The following is an 18,831-nucleotide window of genomic DNA, read 5'->3' on the forward strand; positions in this document are numbered from 1 at the left end:
GTCGGGTCAGCGGCACCCTGTCGGGGGACCGGAGGAATATCACTGAGTGTAACCGGTCATGTGTCTTCGGGCACAACTCGGGGGGAAATCGCCCCTCTCCCCGTGATCAGACCGTGACGGCGTGCCGCAGCCGGAGGTCGTCCGGGTACGGGCGCAGGTAGGTCTGGTCGCGGGCCCACTCGACGTCCTCCGCCGCGCAGTGGTGGCGCAGCAGCGCCACCGGGACGCTCAGCGGCACCTGCTCCCGCCGGTAGTCCTCGATCGCTCCCAACAGGTCGTGCCTGCGGGCGTCGTCCAGCAGAGCGCTCAGCATTCCGAAGGCGTGCTGGAGGGCGTTGACGTGCTTGCCCCGGCTCGGCCGCACGGCCATCGCCCGGTGGAAGGCGTCGGTGTAGGCCGCCCGGACCTCCTCGGGGTCGTCGGCGCCCGCGCGGGCCACGATCCTTCCCGTCTCCCGGTAGCCCTCCGGGGAGTGCGACATCAGCTGGAGCTTCTGGCGGCTGTGGAACGCCACCAGGTCGCGCGGACGCCAGTCGGACTCCCACAGGTGGCGCAGCCGCGCGTGCGCGAAGACGCGCTGGGCGAACAGCTCGCGCAGCACGGGGTCCATCAGGCGGCCCTGTTCCTCCACCGGAAGGGAGGGCAGCAGCTCGGTGAGCCGCTGGGCGAAGGCGCCACGGCCCCTGCCGTCCACCCGGCCGCCGCCCTGGTCGAACACGGGCAGGGCGAACAGGCCGCAACTGGGCGACTTGTTCTTGAGCACGTACCCGTCCAGGTGGCGCAGCTGGGCCAGGTGGTGGTCGGCGACCTCGGCCAGCTCCTCGGTGCGGTCGGCGCCGTCCGCGCTGGAGACCACCCGGTCCAGCCCCTCCCGGCGCTGCAGGCGCAGGGTGGGGCGCGGGACGCCCAGGCCGATCTCCGCCTCCGGGCAGACCGGCAGCCAGTCCACGTGCCGGTCGAGCTCGTCGGTGAGGAAACGCGAACGTGAGTGCCCGCCGTTGTAGCGGACCGGAGCGCCGAGCAGGCAGCTGGACACCCCGACCCTGGGGCGGACCGGCGTGTCGGGCAGCGGAGGAAGCCGTGTGGTCATGCGACCCTCCTACCCGGTCAGCGCCCTGAGCACCGGCTTTTCCCCGAAGGATCTAGAGTGTCCACGCGAACACGTCCAGTGAAGGAGTGCCGGTTGGCGTCCGCCACCATCGTCCTGTTCACACAGGACCTCCGCGTCCACGACCACTCCGCCCTGGCCGCCGCGGTCGAGCGCCCCGGCCCGACCCTGCCGGTCTTCGTGCTGGACCCCGCGGTGGCCGGCCGGTCCGCCCGCAACCGAGCCGCCCTGCTCGCCGACGCCCTCGCCGACCTGAGGGCCGCACTGCGCGAGCGCGGCGCCGACCTGGTCCTCCTGCGGGGCGACACCGTCCGTGAGGTCGCCGCCCTGGCCCGGACCAGCGGGGCCGACACCGTCCACGTCACCGACGGCGTCAGCTCCCTCGCCGCGCGGCGCGCGCGACGCCTGCGCGCGACCGGCCTGACCGTGCGGGCCTTCCCGGGGCTCACTGTGGTCCCGCCGGGGGAGGTCACCCCGGCGGGCGGCGACCACTACAAGGTGTTCACGCCCTACTGGAAGGCCTGGGAGGCCGCCGCGTGGCGCGATCCGGTCGCGCCGCCGGACCGTGTGGTCCTGCCCGAGGGGGTCCGGCCCGGCGAGCTGCCCGGACGCGGGACGGGCGGTCTGGGCGCGCTCGCCGAGGGCCTGCCGCGGGGAGGGGAGCGCGCGGCCCGCGAGCGCCTGGACGCCTGGCTGTCGTCCGGGCTGGCGGCCTACCCCGACCGGCACGACGACCTGCCGGGCGCGGCCACCTCTCACCTGTCCGCCGACCTGCGCCTGGGCTGCCTGTCACCGCTGGAGGCCGCCCTGGCCGCCTCACCCCTGGCCGGGGGAGAGGCGTTCGTCCGCCAGCTCGCCTGGCGCGACTTCCACCACCAGGTCACCGCTGCCTTCCCGGCGGTGAACGTCCGCGACTACCGGCCCCGGGACAGGAAGTGGCGGGAGGACCCCGACGCCCTCGACGCCTGGAAGCGGGGACGGACCGGCGTTCCGGTCGTGGACGCAGGAATGCGCCAGCTGCTGCGCGAGGGGTTCGTGCACAACCGGGCGCGCATGATCACCGCGGCGTTCCTCACCCGGACCCTGCGCGTGCACTGGCGCGAGGGCGCCGACCACTTCCACGCGCACCTCGTGGACGGGGACGTGGCCAACAACTACGGCAACTGGCAGTGGGTCGCGGGCACGGGCAACGACACCCGGCCCAACAGGGCGTTCAACCCGCTGCGCCAGGCCCGCAGGTTCGACCCCGAAGGCGTGTACGTCCGCCGCTACCTGCCCGAACTGGCCGAGCTCCCGGGCCGGCGCGCGCACACGCCCTGGCGGGAGGAGCACCCGCCGCCCGGCTACCCGGCGCCGATCGCCGACCCCGGCCACTGGGGCTGACCCGCCGCCGGACCCGGCGCGGACACGTGTCCCGCCGGATCGGCCGCCGGTCCGCCGGAACCCGGGCGCGCGCGGTGCGTGACCGTCACCTCCGCCCCGTTCGGCGGGCGGTGCCCGGTCCCGGTTCGGGCGGGTGCGCGGGGCGTGACCAAGGCCGCTCCGGTCTCGGGGAGCACCCTCCGGGGCCGTCGCCCAGGGGGCCTCGGGCCGGGTGCGGGGGAGGCCGATCCCACCCCGTTCCGGGGCCGGTATCCCTTGTCCCGTAGGCGACGAGGATTTAACCTGGGGGTACGACAACGGGTAGTACGACCCCAAGTAGAATCACGGGTATGAATCGGCTTGGCGAACTTGAGCGCGCGGTGATGGATGTACTGTGGTCACGGAACGAACCAATGACGGTCCGTGAGGTCGGCAAGGCTCTGGCCGAGCGCGACCTGGCGCACACGACCGTCATGACCGTGCTCGACAGGCTCGCCAAGAAGAAGGTCGTCACCCGGGCACGTGAGGGTCGCGCGTGGCGCTACCGCCCGGCAGCCAGCCGTGAGGCATACGTCTCCGAGTTGATGTTCGACGCTCTCGGACAGACCGGGGACCGCGACGCCGCCCTGGCCGCCTTCGTCCAGTCCATGGACGGCGAGCAGGCTGAAGCGCTCCGGCGCGCACTCGCGGAAACCGAGCAGCCAAGGAACTAGTCCGTATGGTCAGTGCCGCACTTCTCACCCTCGTCGCGGTCTGCTGTCTCATCGCGATGGAAGGCCTCCACCGGGCCAAGTGGCCCTCGCGGGGGCCCTACACGGCCGTGATCACCTGGCAGGCACTCGGGCTCGCCTGGGGCGTGTCCACCATCGGCGCGCTGCTGGCCTTCGGGCTCTCCTCCTACCAGCTCGGCGCGGCCGGGGGCTCCATGGCCCTGGCCACGGACATCGTGACCGGTGAGCTGCTGCTCGCCGAACTCTCCCAGGGACTTGAGGGCGTCAGCCACATCGTGGCCGTGGTCCTGGCCGTCGTGCTGACCCTGGTGCTCTTCTACGGCCTGGTCTCCTCCTTCCTGCACGTGGTCCGCGTCCGCCGACGCCACCACGACCTCCTCGAACTCATCGCCAGCGAGCACCCCGACGTGCCCGGCGCCCGCGTGCTCGACCACCCGGCCGCCGCCGCGTACTGCCTTCCGGGCGTGCTGCGCTCGCAGGTTGTCATCAGCGCCGGGGCCCTGGCGGTCCTGGACAACCGCGAGCTGGCCGCCGTCCTGGCCCACGAGCACGCCCACCTGCGTCAGCGCCACGACCTCGTGCTGCTGCCCTTCTCCTCGCTCAAGCGCGCCTTCCCGCGGTTCCGCCTGGTCCGCACCTACTACGAGAGCGTGGCGCTGCTCATCGAGATGTGCGCCGACGACCAGGCCCGGCGCAAGAGCTCCTCACGCGAGCTGGCCATGGCGCTGCTGCGCTTCGGCGCCGCCGGGCCGGCCCCGGTGCCCGCCGGGGCGATGGCGGCCGTGCCCGACGCCGAACCCGGGGTGATGCGGCGGGTCAACCGCCTCCTGCACCCCGACAACGAACTGCCCTACCACGCGGGCGCCTTCATCATGGGCGGTTCCGCCTTCCTACTGGCCGCGGTCACCTGCCTCTGGCACATCCCGCTGTGACCTTCCCGGCCGCCGGTCGCGCCCGCGCGCGGCCCGCCGCCGACCGCGATCCCGGCGCGTGCGTGACACCCGCCTCCGCGGGCACGATCAACGCGTCCCATCCGTTTACGGTGGAGAGCGGGCGGACTCCCCGCTCGGAACGTCGTCGGGAGTGTGCGTTTTGTTCGGACTGATCTGGCAGGCCATCTACCTGGTCACCTTCGTTGCGAGTCTGTACGCGCTGATCGAGGCGGTCCGCACGCCGGCCGCGGCCTTCGAACTGATGGACAAGCAGACCAAGAAGCTGTGGGTCATCCTCACCGGTGTCGCCACGGCGCTCTCGCTGCTGGCCGTGTTCTCCGGCCGCGGGATGTTCGTCATCCTCGGTCTGGTCGCCACCCTCGTCTTCCTGCTGGACGTGCGTCCGGCGGTCAAGGGCGTGGGCGGCAACAGCAACAACGGCCCCTACGGCCCCTGGTAGGCCTCCCCAGGTCTCATCCCGTGCTCCCGGCCGGGGCCTCGTGCCCCGTGGTCCCGGAGGAGGCCTCACGCCGTGCCTGCGCCTCCATGCCGTCCAGCACCCGCCGCAGCTCCGCGGAGTAGGCGGGGTCGCCCGTGTAGTAGGAGTGGCCCAGGATCTCCGGGCGTCTGGCCTCGCCGGGCAGGGCGTCGTAGGAGCGCGGGTCCGGCAGGGGCTCGGCCCGCTCCACCACGCGCGTGCTCCGGGATCCGCCGGAGGAGTCGAGCGTCCGGACCGGCCCGGCGATCGCGTCGGTGACCCGCCACAGGTTGCGCCAGTCCGTCACCCGCTCCCGCAGGTCCGCGAACGGTTCCGGCCCGAAGTAGGCCGGGAAGTAGCGGGCGTACAGGCGGTCCAGCGGTGAGCCGTGCGTGATGAGCGCGATCCGGCCCAGGCAGTCGGTGGGCAGCTGCCAGACCGTGGCCGCCGCCAGCACCGAGCCCTGCGAGTGTCCCGACAGCACCACGTCCGTGCCCTCCCGGCACAGCAGGGCCACCCGGGCGCACAGCTGGGGCACGGCCCTCTCCGCGTAGGAGGGCGGCGCCAGCGGGTGGGCCGCCCGGGGCCAGAACGTGCCCACGTCCCACACCGAGCCGACCGCCTGCCGCGTGGGCCGGTCGCGGTAGGCGCTGCGTCCGATCCACGCCAGCGCCACCAGGGCGGCGCCGCCCAGCAGGGAACCGACGCCGATCAGCCCCGACACCGTCCCCTGGGCGAACCCCCGCACCTCGCCGGGCACGGCGGCCGCGTCCGACACGGCCGTCGTCACCGAGGCCGGCCCCGCCGCCAGGTGCCCCGAGAGCGTGGAGGACAGCACGAGCACGCCCAGCGCCACCACCGGGAGCAGGAAGGCCGCCAGCACCCACGGCAGCACCTCCGTCATCCGGCCCATCGCCCGCGCGTGGGCGATGTCCCAGGTGCGGCGGTCGCGCACGCTGCGCGCGTAGTCCTCGGTGACCCCCGCCAGGTGCGACCGGGTGTCGCGGCGCAGCAGCAGAGCGAGCACCCCCACCACGACCAGCGCGATGGCCGCCTCCAGCGCGAACGCCAGCTGGAGCCAGGAGTAGGCGGCCGGTACCGACAGCGGCAGACAGTCCACCTCGGGGGTGGCCAGGGAGCCGCAGCCGCTCAGCGCCAGCGACCCCTGGTAGACGAGCGCGGCCGAGAAGCCGCCGCCGAGCAGGGCGCCCAGGGCCGCCGTGGCCGGGCCCGCGAGGCCGCGCATCGCCGCGCCGCCGTGGGAGCGGTCGGCGGCGAACAGGAACAGCGCCGCCGCCAGCATCACCAGCACCAGGGCCGCCTGGACCGCGAACAGCGTGTTGAGGATCGCCCCGTTGCCGGGCAGCCGCCCCGACGCCGTCCACTCCGGGCGGGGCCAGAGCGCGTACGCGGCCACCGCCAGCCCCAGGACCAGGGTGGCGTCGCGCAGCAGGCGGCAGATCCGGTCGGCCCGGGCGTTCCAGCGCGGGTCGGTGCCCGGGACCAGCACGCTCAGGGTGCTCAGGGTGACCACCGCCGCCAGCAGGGCGGCCAGGAGGGCGCCGACGATCCACGGCCCCGACCCGTCGGGCGGACCCGCCGTCGCCGGGCCCAGGTCGTGCCGCAGCGCCGGTACGACCAGCAGGGCGGCCACCGTGCCCAGGGCCGCCGAGATGTGCGCCGAGCGCAGCCGGGCCATGGTCTCGCTGTTGCGCCAGAAACCCTTGTGGCTCAGCGGGGCGGCGGCGCTGGGGCGGGGCGGTATCGGGCTCTCCACGACCTCGTAGTCGGCGGCCGTGCGCCGGGACAGCAGCCACAGCACCACGATCAGCGCCACCGGCAGCACCGTGCCCACCAGCAGGGCCGGGCCCGGCGCGGACAGCACTGAGGAGGGCGAGCCCAGGAAGGCCAGCCAGGGGCGGGCGCGCACGCACTCCTCGCCCTGGCCGGAGGCGCACTGCCAGGCCACCAGGTCCATGCCGATCCCCGCCGCGGCCAGGGTGATGAGCACCGTCAGGGACAGAGCCAGCAGCCGCACGCTCCCGCCGTAGGCGTTGTTGGCCAGCAGCCGCGCCCCCGCGGGGTCGCGGTCCATCCGCCCGGGCCGCATCCAGTACGCCACGTTGACGAGCATGAACGGCAGCAGCAGCAGCCAGAACGCCCGGGAGGAGCGTCCGGAGGTGAGGTTGCCCCAGGCGAAGATCTCCCGGCGCACGCCCGGAAGGGTCTTGGTGTCGGACTCGCGGCGCCAGCGGAAGAACCCCGCCAGGCGGTCGCCGCCCACGCGCATGGCGGGTTCGACGTCCAGCAGTTCCTCGGCCTGGCCGCCGCTGACGCCGTGTACGCGCAGCTCGACCCGCTCGCACGCGGGGGAGCCGGGGCCGGTCGGGACGGGCGGTGGAGTGGCGTCGTCGGGGGAGGGCTCGGAGGAGTGGGGAGCGGGGGAGGTCGGTTCGGGCTCGTACGGGCTGAGGGGTTCGGCGAGGTCCGACATACGAAGCATCCTGCCACGCTCCGTATCCGCGCGACAGCGGTACTTCGAACCTGTGGACAACGCCGGGGGAACTCCGCCCGCGGCCCCTTCAGGCCACGGGGGCTCCGCCCGGGGGAGGCGGCACCCCGGGGAGGCGCCGCGCACGGGCGCGCGGAGGACCCGCACGTGAGGACACGCCGCGTACGGGGCGCGGTGCCCACGGGTGCCGGCACGCGCTGTCCGCCGACGTCATGAGGGCTGTGGCTGCCGCAGTCCCCGCAGGAGCAGTTCGACCAGTCGGCGCGGGTCGTAGCGGGGGTCGCTCCCGACGCAGAGGTTGCCGATCCCGCGCATCAGCTCGTAGGCCCGCGTGCCGGGCCCGATCTCCCCGGCCTCGACCGCGGCGTCGAGCAACCGCGTGCAGACGGGCACCAGACGGTCGAGGAAGTAGGCGTGCAGGGCCTCGAAACCGCCGCTGTCCGACCGCATCGCACCGGCCAGCCCGTGCTTGGTGACCAGGAAGTCGACGAACAGGTCCACCCACGCGCGGAGCGCGGCGAACGGGGAGGCGGCTTCGGCCAGCAGCCTCGGGCCGGCCTCGGCGCAGGCCTCGACCTGGTGGCGGTAGACGGCGACGACCAGGTCCGCCCGTGTGGGGAAGTGGCGGTAGATCGTCCCCATCCCGACCCCCGCCCGGGCCGCGATCTCCCGGATCGGCGCGTCGACGCCGGAGGTGACGAACACCGCGGCGGCGGCGGTGAGCAGCTTCTGCTGGTTGCGCACCGCGTCGGCCCGCCTGCCGCGGGCCGGTACCTCTCCCGACCCCCCTGTGCTGGGCATACACGCTCTCCTTCCGGTGGCCGTTGCAAAACGGAACACTGCTCCGTATATTAAGAGGAACAGCGCTCCGCTTGCAGTCTAGCTGCGACGGGACACTTCCGCCCGCCCTGCCCGCCGCCGATCCGAGAGGACCGGCCGCGCGGGCCGTCGAAGGGAAAACGCACCATGAGCGCACCGACGCGCACGGCCGACGCCGTCAGCCCCGCCGCACCCGTCCTCTCGGTCAGTCCGGTCGTGCTGCCGACCCCCGACCGCGCAGTGGACCTGGAGGTGCGGGTCTCCGTGCCCGTGACCGGCGGCGAGCTGCCGATCGTCCTCCTCTCACACGGCCACGGCCCCTCCCACCACCTGTCCTCGCTGAACGGCTACGCGCCCCTCGCCAACTTCTGGGCGGCCCACGGATTCGCGGTGATCCAGCCCACCCACCTGAGTTCAAGGACGCTGGACCTGGACCCCGACACCCCCGAGGCGCCGCTGTACTGGAGGTCGCGGGCCGAGGACATGACGCGCGTCCTGGACCGGCTCGACGAGATCGAGGCCGCCGTCCCCGGGCTCTCCGGACGCCTGGACCGGAGCAGGGTCGCCGTGGCCGGGCACTCGATGGGCGGGCACACCGCGAGCCTGCTGCTGGGCGCCCGGCTCACCGACCCGCACGACGGAAAGGTGGTGGACCTGTCCGAGCCCCGGATCACGGCGGGCGTGCTCCTCGCCGCGCCCGGCGGAGGCGGCGACTCCCTCACCGAATCCACGGCCCGGGACTGGCCCTTCTTCCTGACCACGGACTTCTCCACGATGACCACACCCGCGCTCGTGGTCGCCGGGGACAGGGACGACTCCGCCCACCTGACCGTCCGCGGCCCGGAGTGGCACGTCGACCCCTACCTCCTCGCCCCCGGCCCCAAGACCCTGTTCACCCTGTTCGGCGCGGAGCACGGGCTCGGCGGGGTCTCCGGGTACGACGTCGCCGAGACCACGGACGAGAACCCCGAGCGGGTGTCCGCGGTCCAGCGGCTCACCTGGGCCTACCTGCGCGACCGGTTCCGCCCCGGGGACCCCGCCTGGCCTGCGGCGTGCGACGCGCTGACGGGCGGCCCCGACCCGCTCGGAAGGGTCGAGTCCCGGTAGGCCGACCGGGTCGCGTCCCGGGGTCCCGCCCCGGCACCCGTGCGTGCCGAGGTGGGGTCGAACGCGCGCGTGGTCGGCCGCCCGGGCGCGGATCACGCGCGCCGGGGCCCCGGCGGCCCCGGCCGCCGTAGCCGCCCGGGCCCGGAGGGCGCAGTCCGCGGCCCCGTTCCTGCGCGGCGCGTACGGCCTCGTGCGGCCGTCGGGGCGGACCCTCCTCAGTGCACCAGCGACTCGTCCGCCACGTCCCAGGTGTTGCACGCCCCCGGCCTCTGCTCCTCCAGACCGGTCCGGGTCCACGCCACGCTGTTGTCCACCGACCCGTGCGTGCGCTCATCCTCCTCGCCGTCCTCGCGGTCGGCGGTGGCGGCGGCGTCGTCCAGCAGCGTCTCCACGTCCCCCTCGTCCAGGGGGTAGCTCACCCGGACCGACCCCATGAACACGCCCGCCAGGCAGTTCGCCTGGAGCTCGCCGCGGCGCGTCCACGCGTTGCGCTCCAGCACGCCGTCCTCCAGCTGGCGCTGCCCGTGATAGTACTCCAGCAGCCCCGACTCCCCCTGCACGTGGTGGCCGTACTCGTGGGCCAGCAGGGACGCGTACACCACGCTGTCCGTGGCGCCGTTCCACTTGTCCACCACGTCCGCGGTGCCGATGTAGACGCTCGTGCTCGCCCGGCAGTAGAACGCGCCCGCGCGCGACGGGTAGGCGCGGCACGGGCTGATCCCGGGTTCGTCCCAGAACACCCGCTCCGGAGGGGTGAAGGGGATGCCCGCGCGCAGGAACTGGGTCCGCCAGGCGTCGTCCAGGCAGTCCGCGACCGTGTGCAGGAAGTCCTCCATCGACTCGGGGTCCTCCACGTCCAGCTCCGGCACCGGACACGGGCGCGGGCTCAGCCGCCCGGTCTCGTACAGCGGGTTGGCGACCAGGGCCTGGTACCCCGACGGGCGCTCCTGGGCGCCGAACCGCTCCGACAGCCCCTGCCCGCCCGCCATGCCGGAGGGGGCCTGACCGGGCTTGTCGTCGGAGTCGGCGCCCGTCTGCGGGACGGTCGCGTCCGGCGCGGCCCCGGGCGGGGGGCCGTCCTCGCCGGCGGTGGTCCACGACAACAGCGCCAGCGCCAGCAGCACCACCATGAGGGCGGTCACCAGACCGAACACCCGGCGGTCGGCGCGGCGAGCCGCGGACGCCGGCGACCTACCGAACCCTGCGTACACCCCTGTCCGCCCGCCCTGTCGTCACCGTGGCCGGGCCGGACCCGCCCGGCACCTGACCGTGCCCCCCGGAGCGCCTCACCGCACCAGCTCCTCGGGAGCGTTCCACGTGTTGCACGCGGCCGGATCCCTGCGGTCCATGCCGTGCGCCGTCCACAGGCGGCCGTTGGCGGCCGAACCGTGGGTGTGCTCGTCACCCCAGTCGGAGCGCAGCCCGACGTCGTCGAGGATATTCTCCCGCTCGGACCCGCCGAGGCCCAGGTCCTCGCGCGAGGCGCCCAGGAAGACCCCGCCCAGGCAGTTGGCCTGGAGCTCGTTGCGCCTGGTCAGCTCGTCGGCCTCCGCCTCGTCGGCGCCCGCCCGCTCGCTGTGGAACCGCGCCAGGATGCGCGACTGCCCCTGCACGTGGTGCCCGTACTCGTGGCTGAGCAGGAACGTGTACGCCTCGGGCTTGTCGCTGCCGCCGGAGGCCGCCACGATGTCCTCCACGCCCAGGTACAGGCCCTGGTTGGCCTGGCAGTAGAAGGCCGCGGTGCCCTCGCTGGGGAACGCGCCGCACGGGCTGTTCCCGGCGGTGTGCCAGTACACGCGGTTGGGGGAGGTGAACTCCAGCCCCGCCTCGGCGAAGTAGGAGCCCCACGCCGTGTCCAGGCAGTCGGCGATCTCGTGGACGAACGCCTCCACCGACTCCGCGTCCTTCTCGTCCAGCTCGGGCACCTCGCAGGTGATCTCGCCCAGCTCGCCGATCCGGTACAGCGGGTTGTCGGTGAGCGGGTCGCCCTGGCCGGAGGCGGTCAGCGGCTCCTCGGCCGCCGAGGCCCCGCCCGTCGTCAGGTCCGCGGACGCCACCGGGTGCGACCACGCGGGCTCGGAGGGGTGCAGGGCGGCGGAGATCGCCAGGAAACCGGTGAACCCCACCGCGGCCGCCCCGGTGCCCAGCGTGAGCGTGACCCCGAGGCCCATCCGCTGGAGGAACCCGGGGTCCTCGGGCCAGAAATCCGGTCCCCGGACGGGTCTGCGGCTCACCACGGCGGCTCCCCGCGGCGCCTGGGCACGACGTCGGCCGCCGTGCCCGGGGGGAACGGTGCACCGGGGGACCGGATAGGCTCTCGCGACATGTGGTGGGTTGGCTCCTGGCGCCCGGCCGTCGCGGTCGCGACGGCCGTCTTCGTGTTGTCCTCACTGGTCACGGCACTTGTCGTCGCGTGGCCGGGTGGGGAGGCCCACGCCGCGACGCCAGCGGCACCGGCTCCCACAGTACCGGGGGGCTCCGTGGCGGCGGCCAGCGACCGGTCGGCCCCGGTCATCACCAACGACGTCCGCCTCGAACTCGACCACGCGGGCGTCCTCCACGGCGAGGAGACCATCTCCTTCTCCGGCGGCGCCCCGGCCACCTTCACCCGCTCCCTGACCGAGACGATGCTCTACGACACCGAGTACGACCGGAAGTTCGAGGTCACCGGTGTGCGGGCCACCGACCTGGACGGCAACGCCCTGGACGCCCGGGTGAGCAGGGACGACGGCTCCCTGTCCGTGGAGATCCCCACCGAGGCCACCTCCGGGGTCGTACTCTCCTACCGGGTGAGCGGAACCGTGAGCGAGGTCTCCCAGGGCGTCCAGATGGAGTGGCGGGCCGTGGGCGCCTACAGCCACACCGTGGAGACCACCGACGTGACCGTCATCGCGCCCCTGCCGCCCGGGGCGCTGTCCTGCCTGGCCGGGGAGCCGCGCAGCGCCATGTACTGCACGGCCTCCGACATGGGCGCCGACGCGGGCGTGGCCCACTTCCTCCAGGCCGACATGGAGCCCAGCGACCGGCTCGACATCGTCGTCAACTACCCGCCCGGCACCGCCGAGGGCGAACCCATCCTCACCCGCCGCTGGTCGCTGGCCTCCGCGTTCGCGGTCACCCCGGCCACCGCCAGCGTGTTCGGACTGCTGCTGGCGGTGCTCCTGGGCGGCCTGGTGGTGCTGATCCGCGTCCGGGGCCGCGACGAGCGCGCCCTGCGCGACGAGGCCTCGGCCGGAGACCACGCCCCGGTGGCCGAGGGCGAGCACGGGCGCCTGCGGTTCGCCCCGCCCGACGACGTGCACCCCGGACAGATCGGCACGCTCGTCAACGAGACCGTGGACATCACCGACCTCACCGGTGCCGTGGTCGACCTCGCGGTGCGCGGCTACGTGCGCCTGGAGGAACTGCCGCACGAGCACTTCACGTCCGTGGACTGGCGGCTGGTGCGCCTGGACGGCCCCCCGGAGGACACCCTCCGCTCCTACGAGTGGCTTCTGCTGGACGCGCTCTTCGGCGGGCGTCCGACCGTGCGCCTGTCCCAGGTCGGCTCACCCCGCACCTCCCCGGACTTCCCGGCGCGCATCGACCGCGTGCGCGAGGAGCTGTACCGGGACATGGTGCGGCTGAAGTGGTTCGCCCGCTCGCCCAGCCAGGTGCGCAGCCGCTGGAGCGCCGTCGGCATGGCGGTGACGGCCGCGGGCGTGCTCCTGACCGGCGTCCTGGCGGTCTTCACCAGCGCGGCGTTCACCGGGCTGGCCGTCATCATCGCGGGCGCCGCCGTCACGGCGGGCGCGCAGTACATGCCCGCCAAGACCGCCCTGGGCAGCTCGGTGTACGCGCACACGGTGGGCTTTCGCGACTACCTGCTGAGCCCGCGCTCGGCGACCGCGCCCCCGGGGCAGCGGGTGGAGCTGTACTCGCGCTACCTGCCCTACGCGGTGATCTTCGACGACGTCGACCACTGGGCCAACATCCTGGCCTCGGCCGCGCTCACCGACCTGACCCCCGAGGAGCTGACCGGTGACGGCCTGGCCTGGTACACGGGGCCGAGGGAGTGGCGGATCGAGGACTTCGCGGACTCCATCACCACGTTCGTGGTGACGCTGACCGGCATCATCACCAACGCCCGGCGTCTGCGGGCGCTCAACCAGTTCCAGCGGCGGTAGGCCGCCGCAGACCACGAGGGGGAGGCACCATGCGCGCGGTCGTGCAGCGCGTGTCGCACGCGTCGGTGACGGTGGACGGCGAGGTGGTCGGGCAGGTCACCGAACCGGGCCTGATGGCGCTGGTGGGGGTCACCCACACCGACACCGCCGCCGAGGCGGCCAGGATCGCCAGGAAGCTGTGGACGCTGCGGATCCTGGAGGACGAGCGGTCGTGCTCCGACACCGGCGCCCCGCTGCTCGTCGTCAGCCAGTTCACGCTCTACGGCGACGCGCGCAAGGGCCGCCGCCCCACCTGGCAGGCCGCGGCGCCCGGCCCCGTCGCCGAACCCCTCGTGGACGCGGTCGTCGAGGAGCTGCGCTCACTCGGCGCCGTGGTGGCCACGGGGGTGTTCGGCGCGAAGATGTCGGTCTCCCTCACCAACGAGGGGCCGTTCACGGTCGTCCTGGAGGTATGACGGGGCCCGGGCTGTGGACGCCGCCACGGCCCGGGACACGGGAAGGACGCAGGAGGGGGAATCCCCGGAGAGATCCCGTGCCCCTCAGACGTCGACGGTCACCGGCTCGAACTTGTAGCCCAGACCGCGGACGGTCACGATGTAGCGCGGGCTGCCGGGGTCCTCCTCGATCTTGGCGCGCAGCCTCTTGACGTGCACGTCGAGGGTCTTGGTGTCACCGACGTAGTCGGCGCCCCACACGCGGTCGATGAGCTGCATCCTGGTGAGCACCCGCCCGGCGTTGCGCAGGAGCACCTCCAGCAGCTCGAACTCCTTGAGGGGGAGCTGCACGTTGTCGCCGCGCACCGTCACCACGTGCCGCTCCACGTCCATGCGGACGGGACCGGCCTCCAGGGCGGCGGGCAGCACGACCTCGTCCTCGCCCCGGCGGCGCAGCACCGCGCGGATGCGGGCCACGAGCTCGCGGGAGGAGAAGGGCTTGGTCACGTAGTCGTCGGCGCCCAGCTCCAGACCGACGACCTTGTCGATCTCGGAGTCCTTGGCGGTGAGCATGATCACGGGGACGTTGGACTTCTGCCGCAGCGTCCGGCACACCTCGGTGCCCGACAGCCCCGGCAGCATCAGGTCCAGCAGCACCAGGTCGGCCCCGGTACGGTCGAAGGTCTCCAACGCCACGGTCCCGGTGGGCGCCACGGCGACCTCGAAGCCCTCCTTGCGCAGCATGTACGACAGGGCGTCGCTGTAGGATTCCTCGTCCTCGACAACGAGTACGCGCGTCACTGTGCCGCCTCCTGACGGTCGGTGTTCCGGGCGGCCTCGGGCCCCCGGCTCTCGGAACGGGGCAGACGCAGAGTGAACGTCGACCCCGACCCCTCCTTGCTCCACACGGTCACTTCTCCACGGTGGTGGGTCATGATGTGCTTGACGATCGCCAGGCCCAGACCGGTACCTCCGGTGGCCCGGCTCCGAGCGGCGTCCACACGGTAGAACCGCTCGAAGATCCTTTCAAGGTCCTGCTGCGGGATCCCTATGCCCTGGTCGGCGACGCTGACGTCCACGCTGGACCTGGACAACACCACGGACACGGCGACCCGGGTGTTCTTGGGGCTGTAGGCCACGGCGTTGGCGACCAGGTTGCGCAGGGCCGTGCCCAGCAGCCCCTCGTCGCCCATGACCACGACGCCCTCGGCGCCGCTGCCGACCAGCTCGATCCCCTTGGCGTCCGCGGGCATGCGCACCGAGTCCAGCGCCTCCTCGACGACGGGGCCGAGGTCGACCCGGGCGGGTTCGGCCATCGGCTCGGCGCCCTGGATGCGCGAGAGCGTGATGAGGTCCTGGATCACCGCGGTCAGCCGGGAGGCCTCGATCTGCATGCGCTCGGTGAAGCGACGCACCGCTTCCGGGTCGTCACTGGCGTCCTGTACGGTTTCCGCCAACAGGGACAAAGCGCCCACCGGGGTCTTCAGCTCGTGCGAGATGTTCGCGACGAAGTCGCGGCGGACCGCCTCCAGGCGTCGGTGCTCGGTCTGGTCCTCGGCCAGCACCAGCACCAGCCCGGTCCCTCCCAGGGGGGCCACCCGCACGGCGAAGGACGTGGCGTCGGGGCCGAACTTGCGCACGGCGACCTCGATGTCCGTCTCCCGGATGACGCCGTCCCGCCGTACCTGCCGGGCCAGGGTGAGGAGTTCGCCTATGACCAGTTCCTCGCCCCGCACGATGCCGAAGGCGCGTGCGGCGGAGGAGGCGCGCAGGACCCTGTCGGCGGAGTCCAGCACGACGGCGGAGGAGGGGATCGCGGAGAGCACCTCGGCTATGCCGGAGGGCAGTACGCCGCTATCGCGGTTCGCGGGCTCCGGAGCCTGCCGCTGCCGTGCGGCGGTACCCGTACGGAAGAAAGGACCGGCCAGGACGCCGATGACGACGCCCGTGACGAGTCCGATGATGCCGGTCACCGCGGCGAGAAGTTCCCCTTGCACGATTCGATCGTAAACGTGCTGGCTGGGGCTTTACCCGGCCAGGGCATGCGACACAACCGAGGTTCTTGCATCGTTCACCAACTCTTGGCCGACTCTTCAATCAACCACTGGGAGCATTGACGCCATGCGCGATACCTACCACGAGGACCTTGACAGCCTGAGTGAACGCCTCGTCGAGATGACGCGGCTCGCCCGGCACGCCGTCGCTCGTGCGACCACGGCGCTGCTGGACAGTGACATCAACGCGGCGCAGGAGGTCATCTCCGGTGACGAGCAGATCAACCGGCTCGACCAGGAGATCGAGGACACCGCGTTCAGCCTGATGGCCCGGCAGCAGCCGGTCGCCTCCGACCTGCGCACCATCATCACCTCCCTGTACATGCGCGGCGACCTGGAGCGGATGGGCGACCACGCCGTCCACCTGGCCAAGATCGCGCGGCGCCGCCACCCCGACTCGGCGATCCCCAAGCCGGTGCGGTCGATCGTGCTGGAGATGGGCCACCAGGCGGAACTGCTGGTCACCAAGGCGGGCGAGGTCATCATGGACCGCGACCCCGACACCGCCCTGGAGCTGGACAAGGACGACGACACGATGGACCGGCTGCGGCGCAAGCTGCTGCAGCGCATCCTCGCCCCCGGGTGGGAGTACGGGGTGGAGGCCACCATGGACGTCACCCTGGTCGGCCGGTTCTACGAGCGCTTCGGCGACCACGCGGTGCACGTCGCCGACAACCTCGTCTACATGGTGACGGGGGAGAAGCGCGAGGACTACGACCCCGAGGGCTGAGCCCGGAGAGGACCCCTCCGGGAAGTCGGCCGCGGTCCCCTCGACGGTCACTCCGTACGCCCAGGGCGGTCGCGCGGGCCCGGACCTGCCGGCCGTACGCCGCTCGCGGGCCGGGCCCGTCTCTTCGCCACGCGGACGCGTCCCCCTCGGGCGTCCGAACCGCGGGTGCCCCCGGCGCCGCGCCGGAGCGCGCGGTGCCGGGCCGGGCCGGGGACACGGGCGGCCGACCGGCCCGAACGGGCTGCGCGGCGGCCGGAGGCGGACCCCGCGGCGGCCGTTCCGGCGGGTCGTCGGGGGCTCTCGCGGGCGACGTGCGCCAGTCGACCCGGCACCGTGAGATCCGTCGCTCCGGCCCCTCCCGGAAGGCTTCTCGGGCGTGTCCGTAACGCCCTTCCCAAGCTCCGGTGAAGGGGCGGACACGGCGTCCGCAAGCCCTTCCGTACAGGGTCTGACCAGGTGCGCAGCAGGCCTCGGGTACACTTTGTCAAGCCCTGAAAAGTGGGGCTTGACCTGCGTGTTCGCAAACCTAATAGGTACGTTAAGTCACAGATTCGTGGTATCCTTGTGGTAGCGGAAGGGGTACCTGTCACATGGCTTTCAAGGTCGGCGACACTGTTGTCTACCCCCATCATGGGGCTGCTCGTATTGAAGCGATCGAGACGCGCAACATTAAGGGCGAGGACAGAATCTACCTCGTTCTGAGGGTCGACAAGGGCGATCTGACGGTGCGCGTGCCCGCCGCGAATGCCGAGGACGTCGGCGTTCGCGACGTGGTGGGGCAGGAGGGCCTGGACAAGGTCTTCGAGGTGCTTCGCGCGCCGCACACCGAGGAGCCCACCAACTGGTCCAGGCGCTACAAGGCCAACCTGGAGAAGCTGGCCTCGGGTGACGTGAACAAGGTCGCCGAGGTGGTTCGGGACCTCTGGCGCCGGGACAAGGAGCGCGGCCTGTCCGCCGGCGAGAAGCGGATGCTGGCCAAGGCGCGGCAGATCCTCGTCAGCGAACTCGCCCTCGCGGAAAAGACCAACGAGGACAAGGCCGAGGCCCTCCTCGACGAGGTTCTCACTACCTGAACCGGTTCTGAAATCACGTAATTGATGACGAATATGCCTCGGGTGGGCGTCGGAACGGACGTCCACCCGTTTTCTCCTGGGCGCACCCTTTTTCTGGCCGGTTTGGAATGGCCGGGAGAGGATGGCGTCAGCGGCCATTCCGACGGTGATGTCGCCGCCCACGCGGCGTGTGACGCGCTGTTGTCCGCCTGCGGACTCGGCGATCTGGGATCCAACTTCGGCACTTCGGAACCGCGCTGGAAAGGCGCCTCCGGAGCGGCCCTGCTCACCGAGACCGCGGCGCGCGTGCGCGCGGCCGGTTTCGAGATCGGCAACGTGGCCGTCCAGATCATCAGCAACCGCCCCAAGTTCGCGCCGCGCCGCGCGGAGGCCGAAAAGACGCTCTCGGAGGTCGTGGGAGCGCCCGTGAGCATCTCGGCGACCACGACCGACGGTCTGGGCCTCACCGGCCGCGGAGAGGGCATCGCGGCCGTGGCCACGGCCCTGTGCGTGGCCGCGGGCTGAGGCCCGGGCGGCCCCGTCACGACGCGCGTCCGCGCTCCTGGTAGACGAGCAGCTGGTAGCCGGGGGCGCTGGCGACGTTGAAGGCGTGGAAGTCCACCGTCAGCGGTCCCCGCTCCGGGTGGCGCAGCAGTTTGGTCTCGTGGGTCTTGGGCTGTACGTCGTGCCTGGCCCAGAGGCCGGGAAACGCGGGGCTGCCGCTGCGGAGCGTCTCTAGGAGTTCGGTGAGCCTCGCCGGTGTGCGGCTGAAGTCGGCGCTGGCGCGCAGGTTCGCCACGGTGGCCTCCGCCGCCGCCTCCCACTCCACGAAGAACCGCGGCCCCTCGGGGTCGAGCATGACCATCTCCAGCAGGTTCGCGGTGTCGGCGAACCCGCGGAACAGGTCCCGCGCCCGGTGGTTCATGGCGATGACGTCGAGCACGGGGTCGAGCACGATGGCCCCGGCCTCCTGCCAGGAGTCGAGGAGGGTGAGCAGCTCGGTCGGGACGGGGCGCACCGTCGCCTCCTCGTCCAGCCGCCGCGCCACACCCGCGAGCGCGTACAGGTGCCCCTCCTCGGCCCGGCTCAGCCGCAGGGTCGCCGACAGCGCCGCCAGCACCGGCTCCGAGGGACGGGGTTCCCTGCCCTGTTCGAGGCGCCGGTAGTAGTCGACGCTGAGCCCGGCGTCCTGGGCGACCTCCTCACGCCGCAGTCCCGGAACCCGGCGGTGGCCGCCCGAGGGGAGACCGAGGGCGTCCGGCGTGACCTTCGCGCGGCGAGTGCGCAGGAACTCGCCCAATTCCGTCTTCGCCATGGGTGGAGTCTAGGAGCCGGGCGCCGGAGAA

Annotated in this window: 18 protein-coding genes; 10 read left to right on the plus strand and 8 right to left on the minus strand. The window is 72.8% G+C overall.

Annotation, left to right across the window (positions count from 1 at the left end; genetic code table 11):
- Positions 1-106: 106 nt before the first annotated feature.
- Complete coding sequence (locus G011_RS0106305; RefSeq protein ID WP_013155330.1) at positions 107-1,090, minus strand: DUF523 and DUF1722 domain-containing protein; 984 nt, start codon at positions 1,088-1,090, stop codon at positions 107-109.
- 93 nt (positions 1,091-1,183) lie between these two features.
- On the opposite strand from G011_RS0106305, the gene G011_RS0106310 reads away from it, so the two are divergent.
- The 4 genes from G011_RS0106310 (at position 1,184) to G011_RS0106325 (ending at position 4,593) form a co-directional block, all read left to right on the plus strand.
- Positions 1,184-2,491: a deoxyribodipyrimidine photo-lyase gene (locus G011_RS0106310; protein ID WP_019607735.1), complete on the plus strand. Its 1,308-nt coding sequence runs from the start codon at positions 1,184-1,186 to the stop codon at positions 2,489-2,491.
- 329 nt (positions 2,492-2,820) lie between these two features.
- Positions 2,821-3,183: a BlaI/MecI/CopY family transcriptional regulator gene (locus G011_RS0106315; protein ID WP_013155328.1), complete on the plus strand. Its 363-nt coding sequence runs from the start codon at positions 2,821-2,823 to the stop codon at positions 3,181-3,183.
- A 5-nt stretch (positions 3,184-3,188) separates the two neighbouring features.
- On the plus strand, positions 3,189-4,133 hold the full coding sequence (locus G011_RS0106320; RefSeq protein ID WP_013155327.1) for a M56 family metallopeptidase: 945 nt from the start codon (positions 3,189-3,191) through the stop codon (positions 4,131-4,133).
- A gap of 160 nt (positions 4,134-4,293) precedes the next feature.
- Positions 4,294-4,593: a DUF2516 family protein gene (locus tag G011_RS0106325; protein WP_019607736.1), complete on the plus strand. Its 300-nt coding sequence runs from the start codon at positions 4,294-4,296 to the stop codon at positions 4,591-4,593.
- 13 nt (positions 4,594-4,606) lie between these two features.
- On the opposite strand, the gene G011_RS0106330 is transcribed toward G011_RS0106325, so the two are convergent.
- Both G011_RS0106330 and G011_RS0106335 read right to left on the minus strand, forming a co-directional pair.
- Positions 4,607-7,105 (minus strand): hypothetical protein, encoded by a 2,499-nt coding sequence (locus G011_RS0106330; protein ID WP_019607737.1) that lies wholly within the window; start codon positions 7,103-7,105, stop codon positions 4,607-4,609.
- Positions 7,106-7,333: 228 nt separating this feature from the next.
- Entirely contained in the window at positions 7,334-7,924 is a 591-nt protein-coding gene (locus G011_RS0106335; RefSeq protein ID WP_019607738.1) for a TetR/AcrR family transcriptional regulator, read from the minus strand.
- A gap of 165 nt (positions 7,925-8,089) precedes the next feature.
- On the opposite strand from G011_RS0106335, the gene G011_RS0106340 reads away from it, so the two are divergent.
- Positions 8,090-9,049: a hypothetical protein gene (locus G011_RS0106340; RefSeq protein WP_019607739.1), complete on the plus strand. Its 960-nt coding sequence runs from the start codon at positions 8,090-8,092 to the stop codon at positions 9,047-9,049.
- Positions 9,050-9,264: 215 nt separating this feature from the next.
- Here the strand turns inward: G011_RS0106340 and G011_RS0106345 are convergent, their stop codons facing one another.
- Together G011_RS0106345 and G011_RS0106350 are read right to left on the minus strand one after the other, a co-directional pair.
- Positions 9,265-10,260, minus strand: coding sequence for a neutral zinc metallopeptidase (locus G011_RS0106345; protein ID WP_026338075.1), 996 nt, complete (start codon positions 10,258-10,260; stop codon positions 9,265-9,267).
- 75 nt (positions 10,261-10,335) lie between these two features.
- Positions 10,336-11,220, minus strand: coding sequence for a neutral zinc metallopeptidase (locus G011_RS0106350; RefSeq protein WP_019607741.1), 885 nt, complete (start codon positions 11,218-11,220; stop codon positions 10,336-10,338).
- A 153-nt stretch (positions 11,221-11,373) separates the two neighbouring features.
- Between G011_RS0106350 and G011_RS0106355 the strand changes: the two genes are divergently transcribed.
- Both G011_RS0106355 and dtd read left to right on the plus strand, forming a co-directional pair.
- Complete coding sequence (locus G011_RS0106355) at positions 11,374-13,215, plus strand: DUF2207 domain-containing protein (RefSeq protein WP_026338077.1); 1,842 nt, start codon at positions 11,374-11,376, stop codon at positions 13,213-13,215.
- Positions 13,216-13,244: 29 nt separating this feature from the next.
- Entirely contained in the window at positions 13,245-13,670 is a 426-nt protein-coding gene (gene dtd / locus G011_RS0106360; protein WP_019607743.1) for a D-aminoacyl-tRNA deacylase, read from the plus strand.
- Between the two features lie 84 nt (positions 13,671-13,754).
- Here the strand turns inward: dtd and G011_RS0106365 are convergent, their stop codons facing one another.
- Both G011_RS0106365 and G011_RS0106370 read right to left on the minus strand, forming a co-directional pair.
- Positions 13,755-14,450, minus strand: coding sequence for a response regulator transcription factor (locus G011_RS0106365; RefSeq protein WP_013155318.1), 696 nt, complete (start codon positions 14,448-14,450; stop codon positions 13,755-13,757).
- Positions 14,447-15,646, minus strand: a complete 1,200-nt coding sequence (locus tag G011_RS0106370) for a cell wall metabolism sensor histidine kinase WalK (RefSeq protein ID WP_026338078.1) — start codon at positions 15,644-15,646, stop codon at positions 14,447-14,449. The genes G011_RS0106365 and G011_RS0106370 overlap by 4 nt, the downstream gene beginning before the upstream one ends.
- Positions 15,647-15,770: 124 nt before the next feature.
- On the opposite strand from G011_RS0106370, the gene phoU reads away from it, so the two are divergent.
- The 3 genes from phoU to ispF all read left to right on the plus strand — a co-directional run bounded on the left by phoU (position 15,771) and on the right by ispF (position 18,010).
- A complete protein-coding gene (gene phoU, locus G011_RS0106375) occupies positions 15,771-16,433 on the plus strand; it encodes a phosphate signaling complex protein PhoU (protein ID WP_013155316.1) in 663 nt (220 codons plus the stop codon).
- 590 nt (positions 16,434-17,023) lie between these two features.
- Positions 17,024-17,506, plus strand: a complete 483-nt coding sequence (locus G011_RS0106380) for a CarD family transcriptional regulator (protein WP_013155315.1) — start codon at positions 17,024-17,026, stop codon at positions 17,504-17,506.
- Between the two features lie 33 nt (positions 17,507-17,539).
- The gene (ispF, locus tag G011_RS0106385) at positions 17,540-18,010 is read left to right on the plus strand and encodes a 2-C-methyl-D-erythritol 2,4-cyclodiphosphate synthase (protein WP_013155314.1); all 471 of its coding nucleotides are present in this window, start codon (positions 17,540-17,542) and stop codon (positions 18,008-18,010) included.
- A 16-nt stretch (positions 18,011-18,026) separates the two neighbouring features.
- On the opposite strand, the gene G011_RS0106390 is transcribed toward ispF, so the two are convergent.
- Positions 18,027-18,800, minus strand: a complete 774-nt coding sequence (locus tag G011_RS0106390; protein ID WP_013155313.1) for a helix-turn-helix transcriptional regulator — start codon at positions 18,798-18,800, stop codon at positions 18,027-18,029.
- Positions 18,801-18,831: the final 31 nt, after the last annotated feature.

The organism is Nocardiopsis sp. CNS-639 (assembly GCF_000381685.1).
Lineage (GTDB): Bacteria > Actinomycetota > Actinomycetes > Streptosporangiales > Streptosporangiaceae > Nocardiopsis > Nocardiopsis dassonvillei.

Coding starts and splice junctions, on each gene's coding strand:
- G011_RS0106350 (WP_019607741.1), bottom strand. CDS start 11,220: ATGGGCCTCGGGGTCACGCTCACGCTGGGCACCGGGGCGGCCGCGGTG.
- G011_RS0106320 (WP_013155327.1), top strand. CDS start 3,189: ATGGTCAGTGCCGCACTTCTCACCCTCGTCGCGGTCTGCTGTCTCATC.
- dtd (WP_019607743.1), top strand. CDS start 13,245: ATGCGCGCGGTCGTGCAGCGCGTGTCGCACGCGTCGGTGACGGTGGAC.
- G011_RS0106380 (WP_013155315.1), top strand. CDS start 17,024: ATGGCTTTCAAGGTCGGCGACACTGTTGTCTACCCCCATCATGGGGCT.
- G011_RS0106305 (WP_013155330.1), bottom strand. CDS start 1,090: ATGACCACACGGCTTCCTCCGCTGCCCGACACGCCGGTCCGCCCCAGG.
- G011_RS0106355 (WP_026338077.1), top strand. CDS start 11,374: ATGTGGTGGGTTGGCTCCTGGCGCCCGGCCGTCGCGGTCGCGACGGCC.
- ispF (WP_013155314.1), top strand. CDS start 17,540: ATGCCTCGGGTGGGCGTCGGAACGGACGTCCACCCGTTTTCTCCTGGG.
- G011_RS0106390 (WP_013155313.1), bottom strand. CDS start 18,800: ATGGCGAAGACGGAATTGGGCGAGTTCCTGCGCACTCGCCGCGCGAAG.
- G011_RS0106335 (WP_019607738.1), bottom strand. CDS start 7,924: ATGCCCAGCACAGGGGGGTCGGGAGAGGTACCGGCCCGCGGCAGGCGG.
- G011_RS0106315 (WP_013155328.1), top strand. CDS start 2,821: ATGAATCGGCTTGGCGAACTTGAGCGCGCGGTGATGGATGTACTGTGG.
- G011_RS0106340 (WP_019607739.1), top strand. CDS start 8,090: ATGAGCGCACCGACGCGCACGGCCGACGCCGTCAGCCCCGCCGCACCC.
- phoU (WP_013155316.1), top strand. CDS start 15,771: ATGCGCGATACCTACCACGAGGACCTTGACAGCCTGAGTGAACGCCTC.
- G011_RS0106330 (WP_019607737.1), bottom strand. CDS start 7,105: ATGTCGGACCTCGCCGAACCCCTCAGCCCGTACGAGCCCGAACCGACC.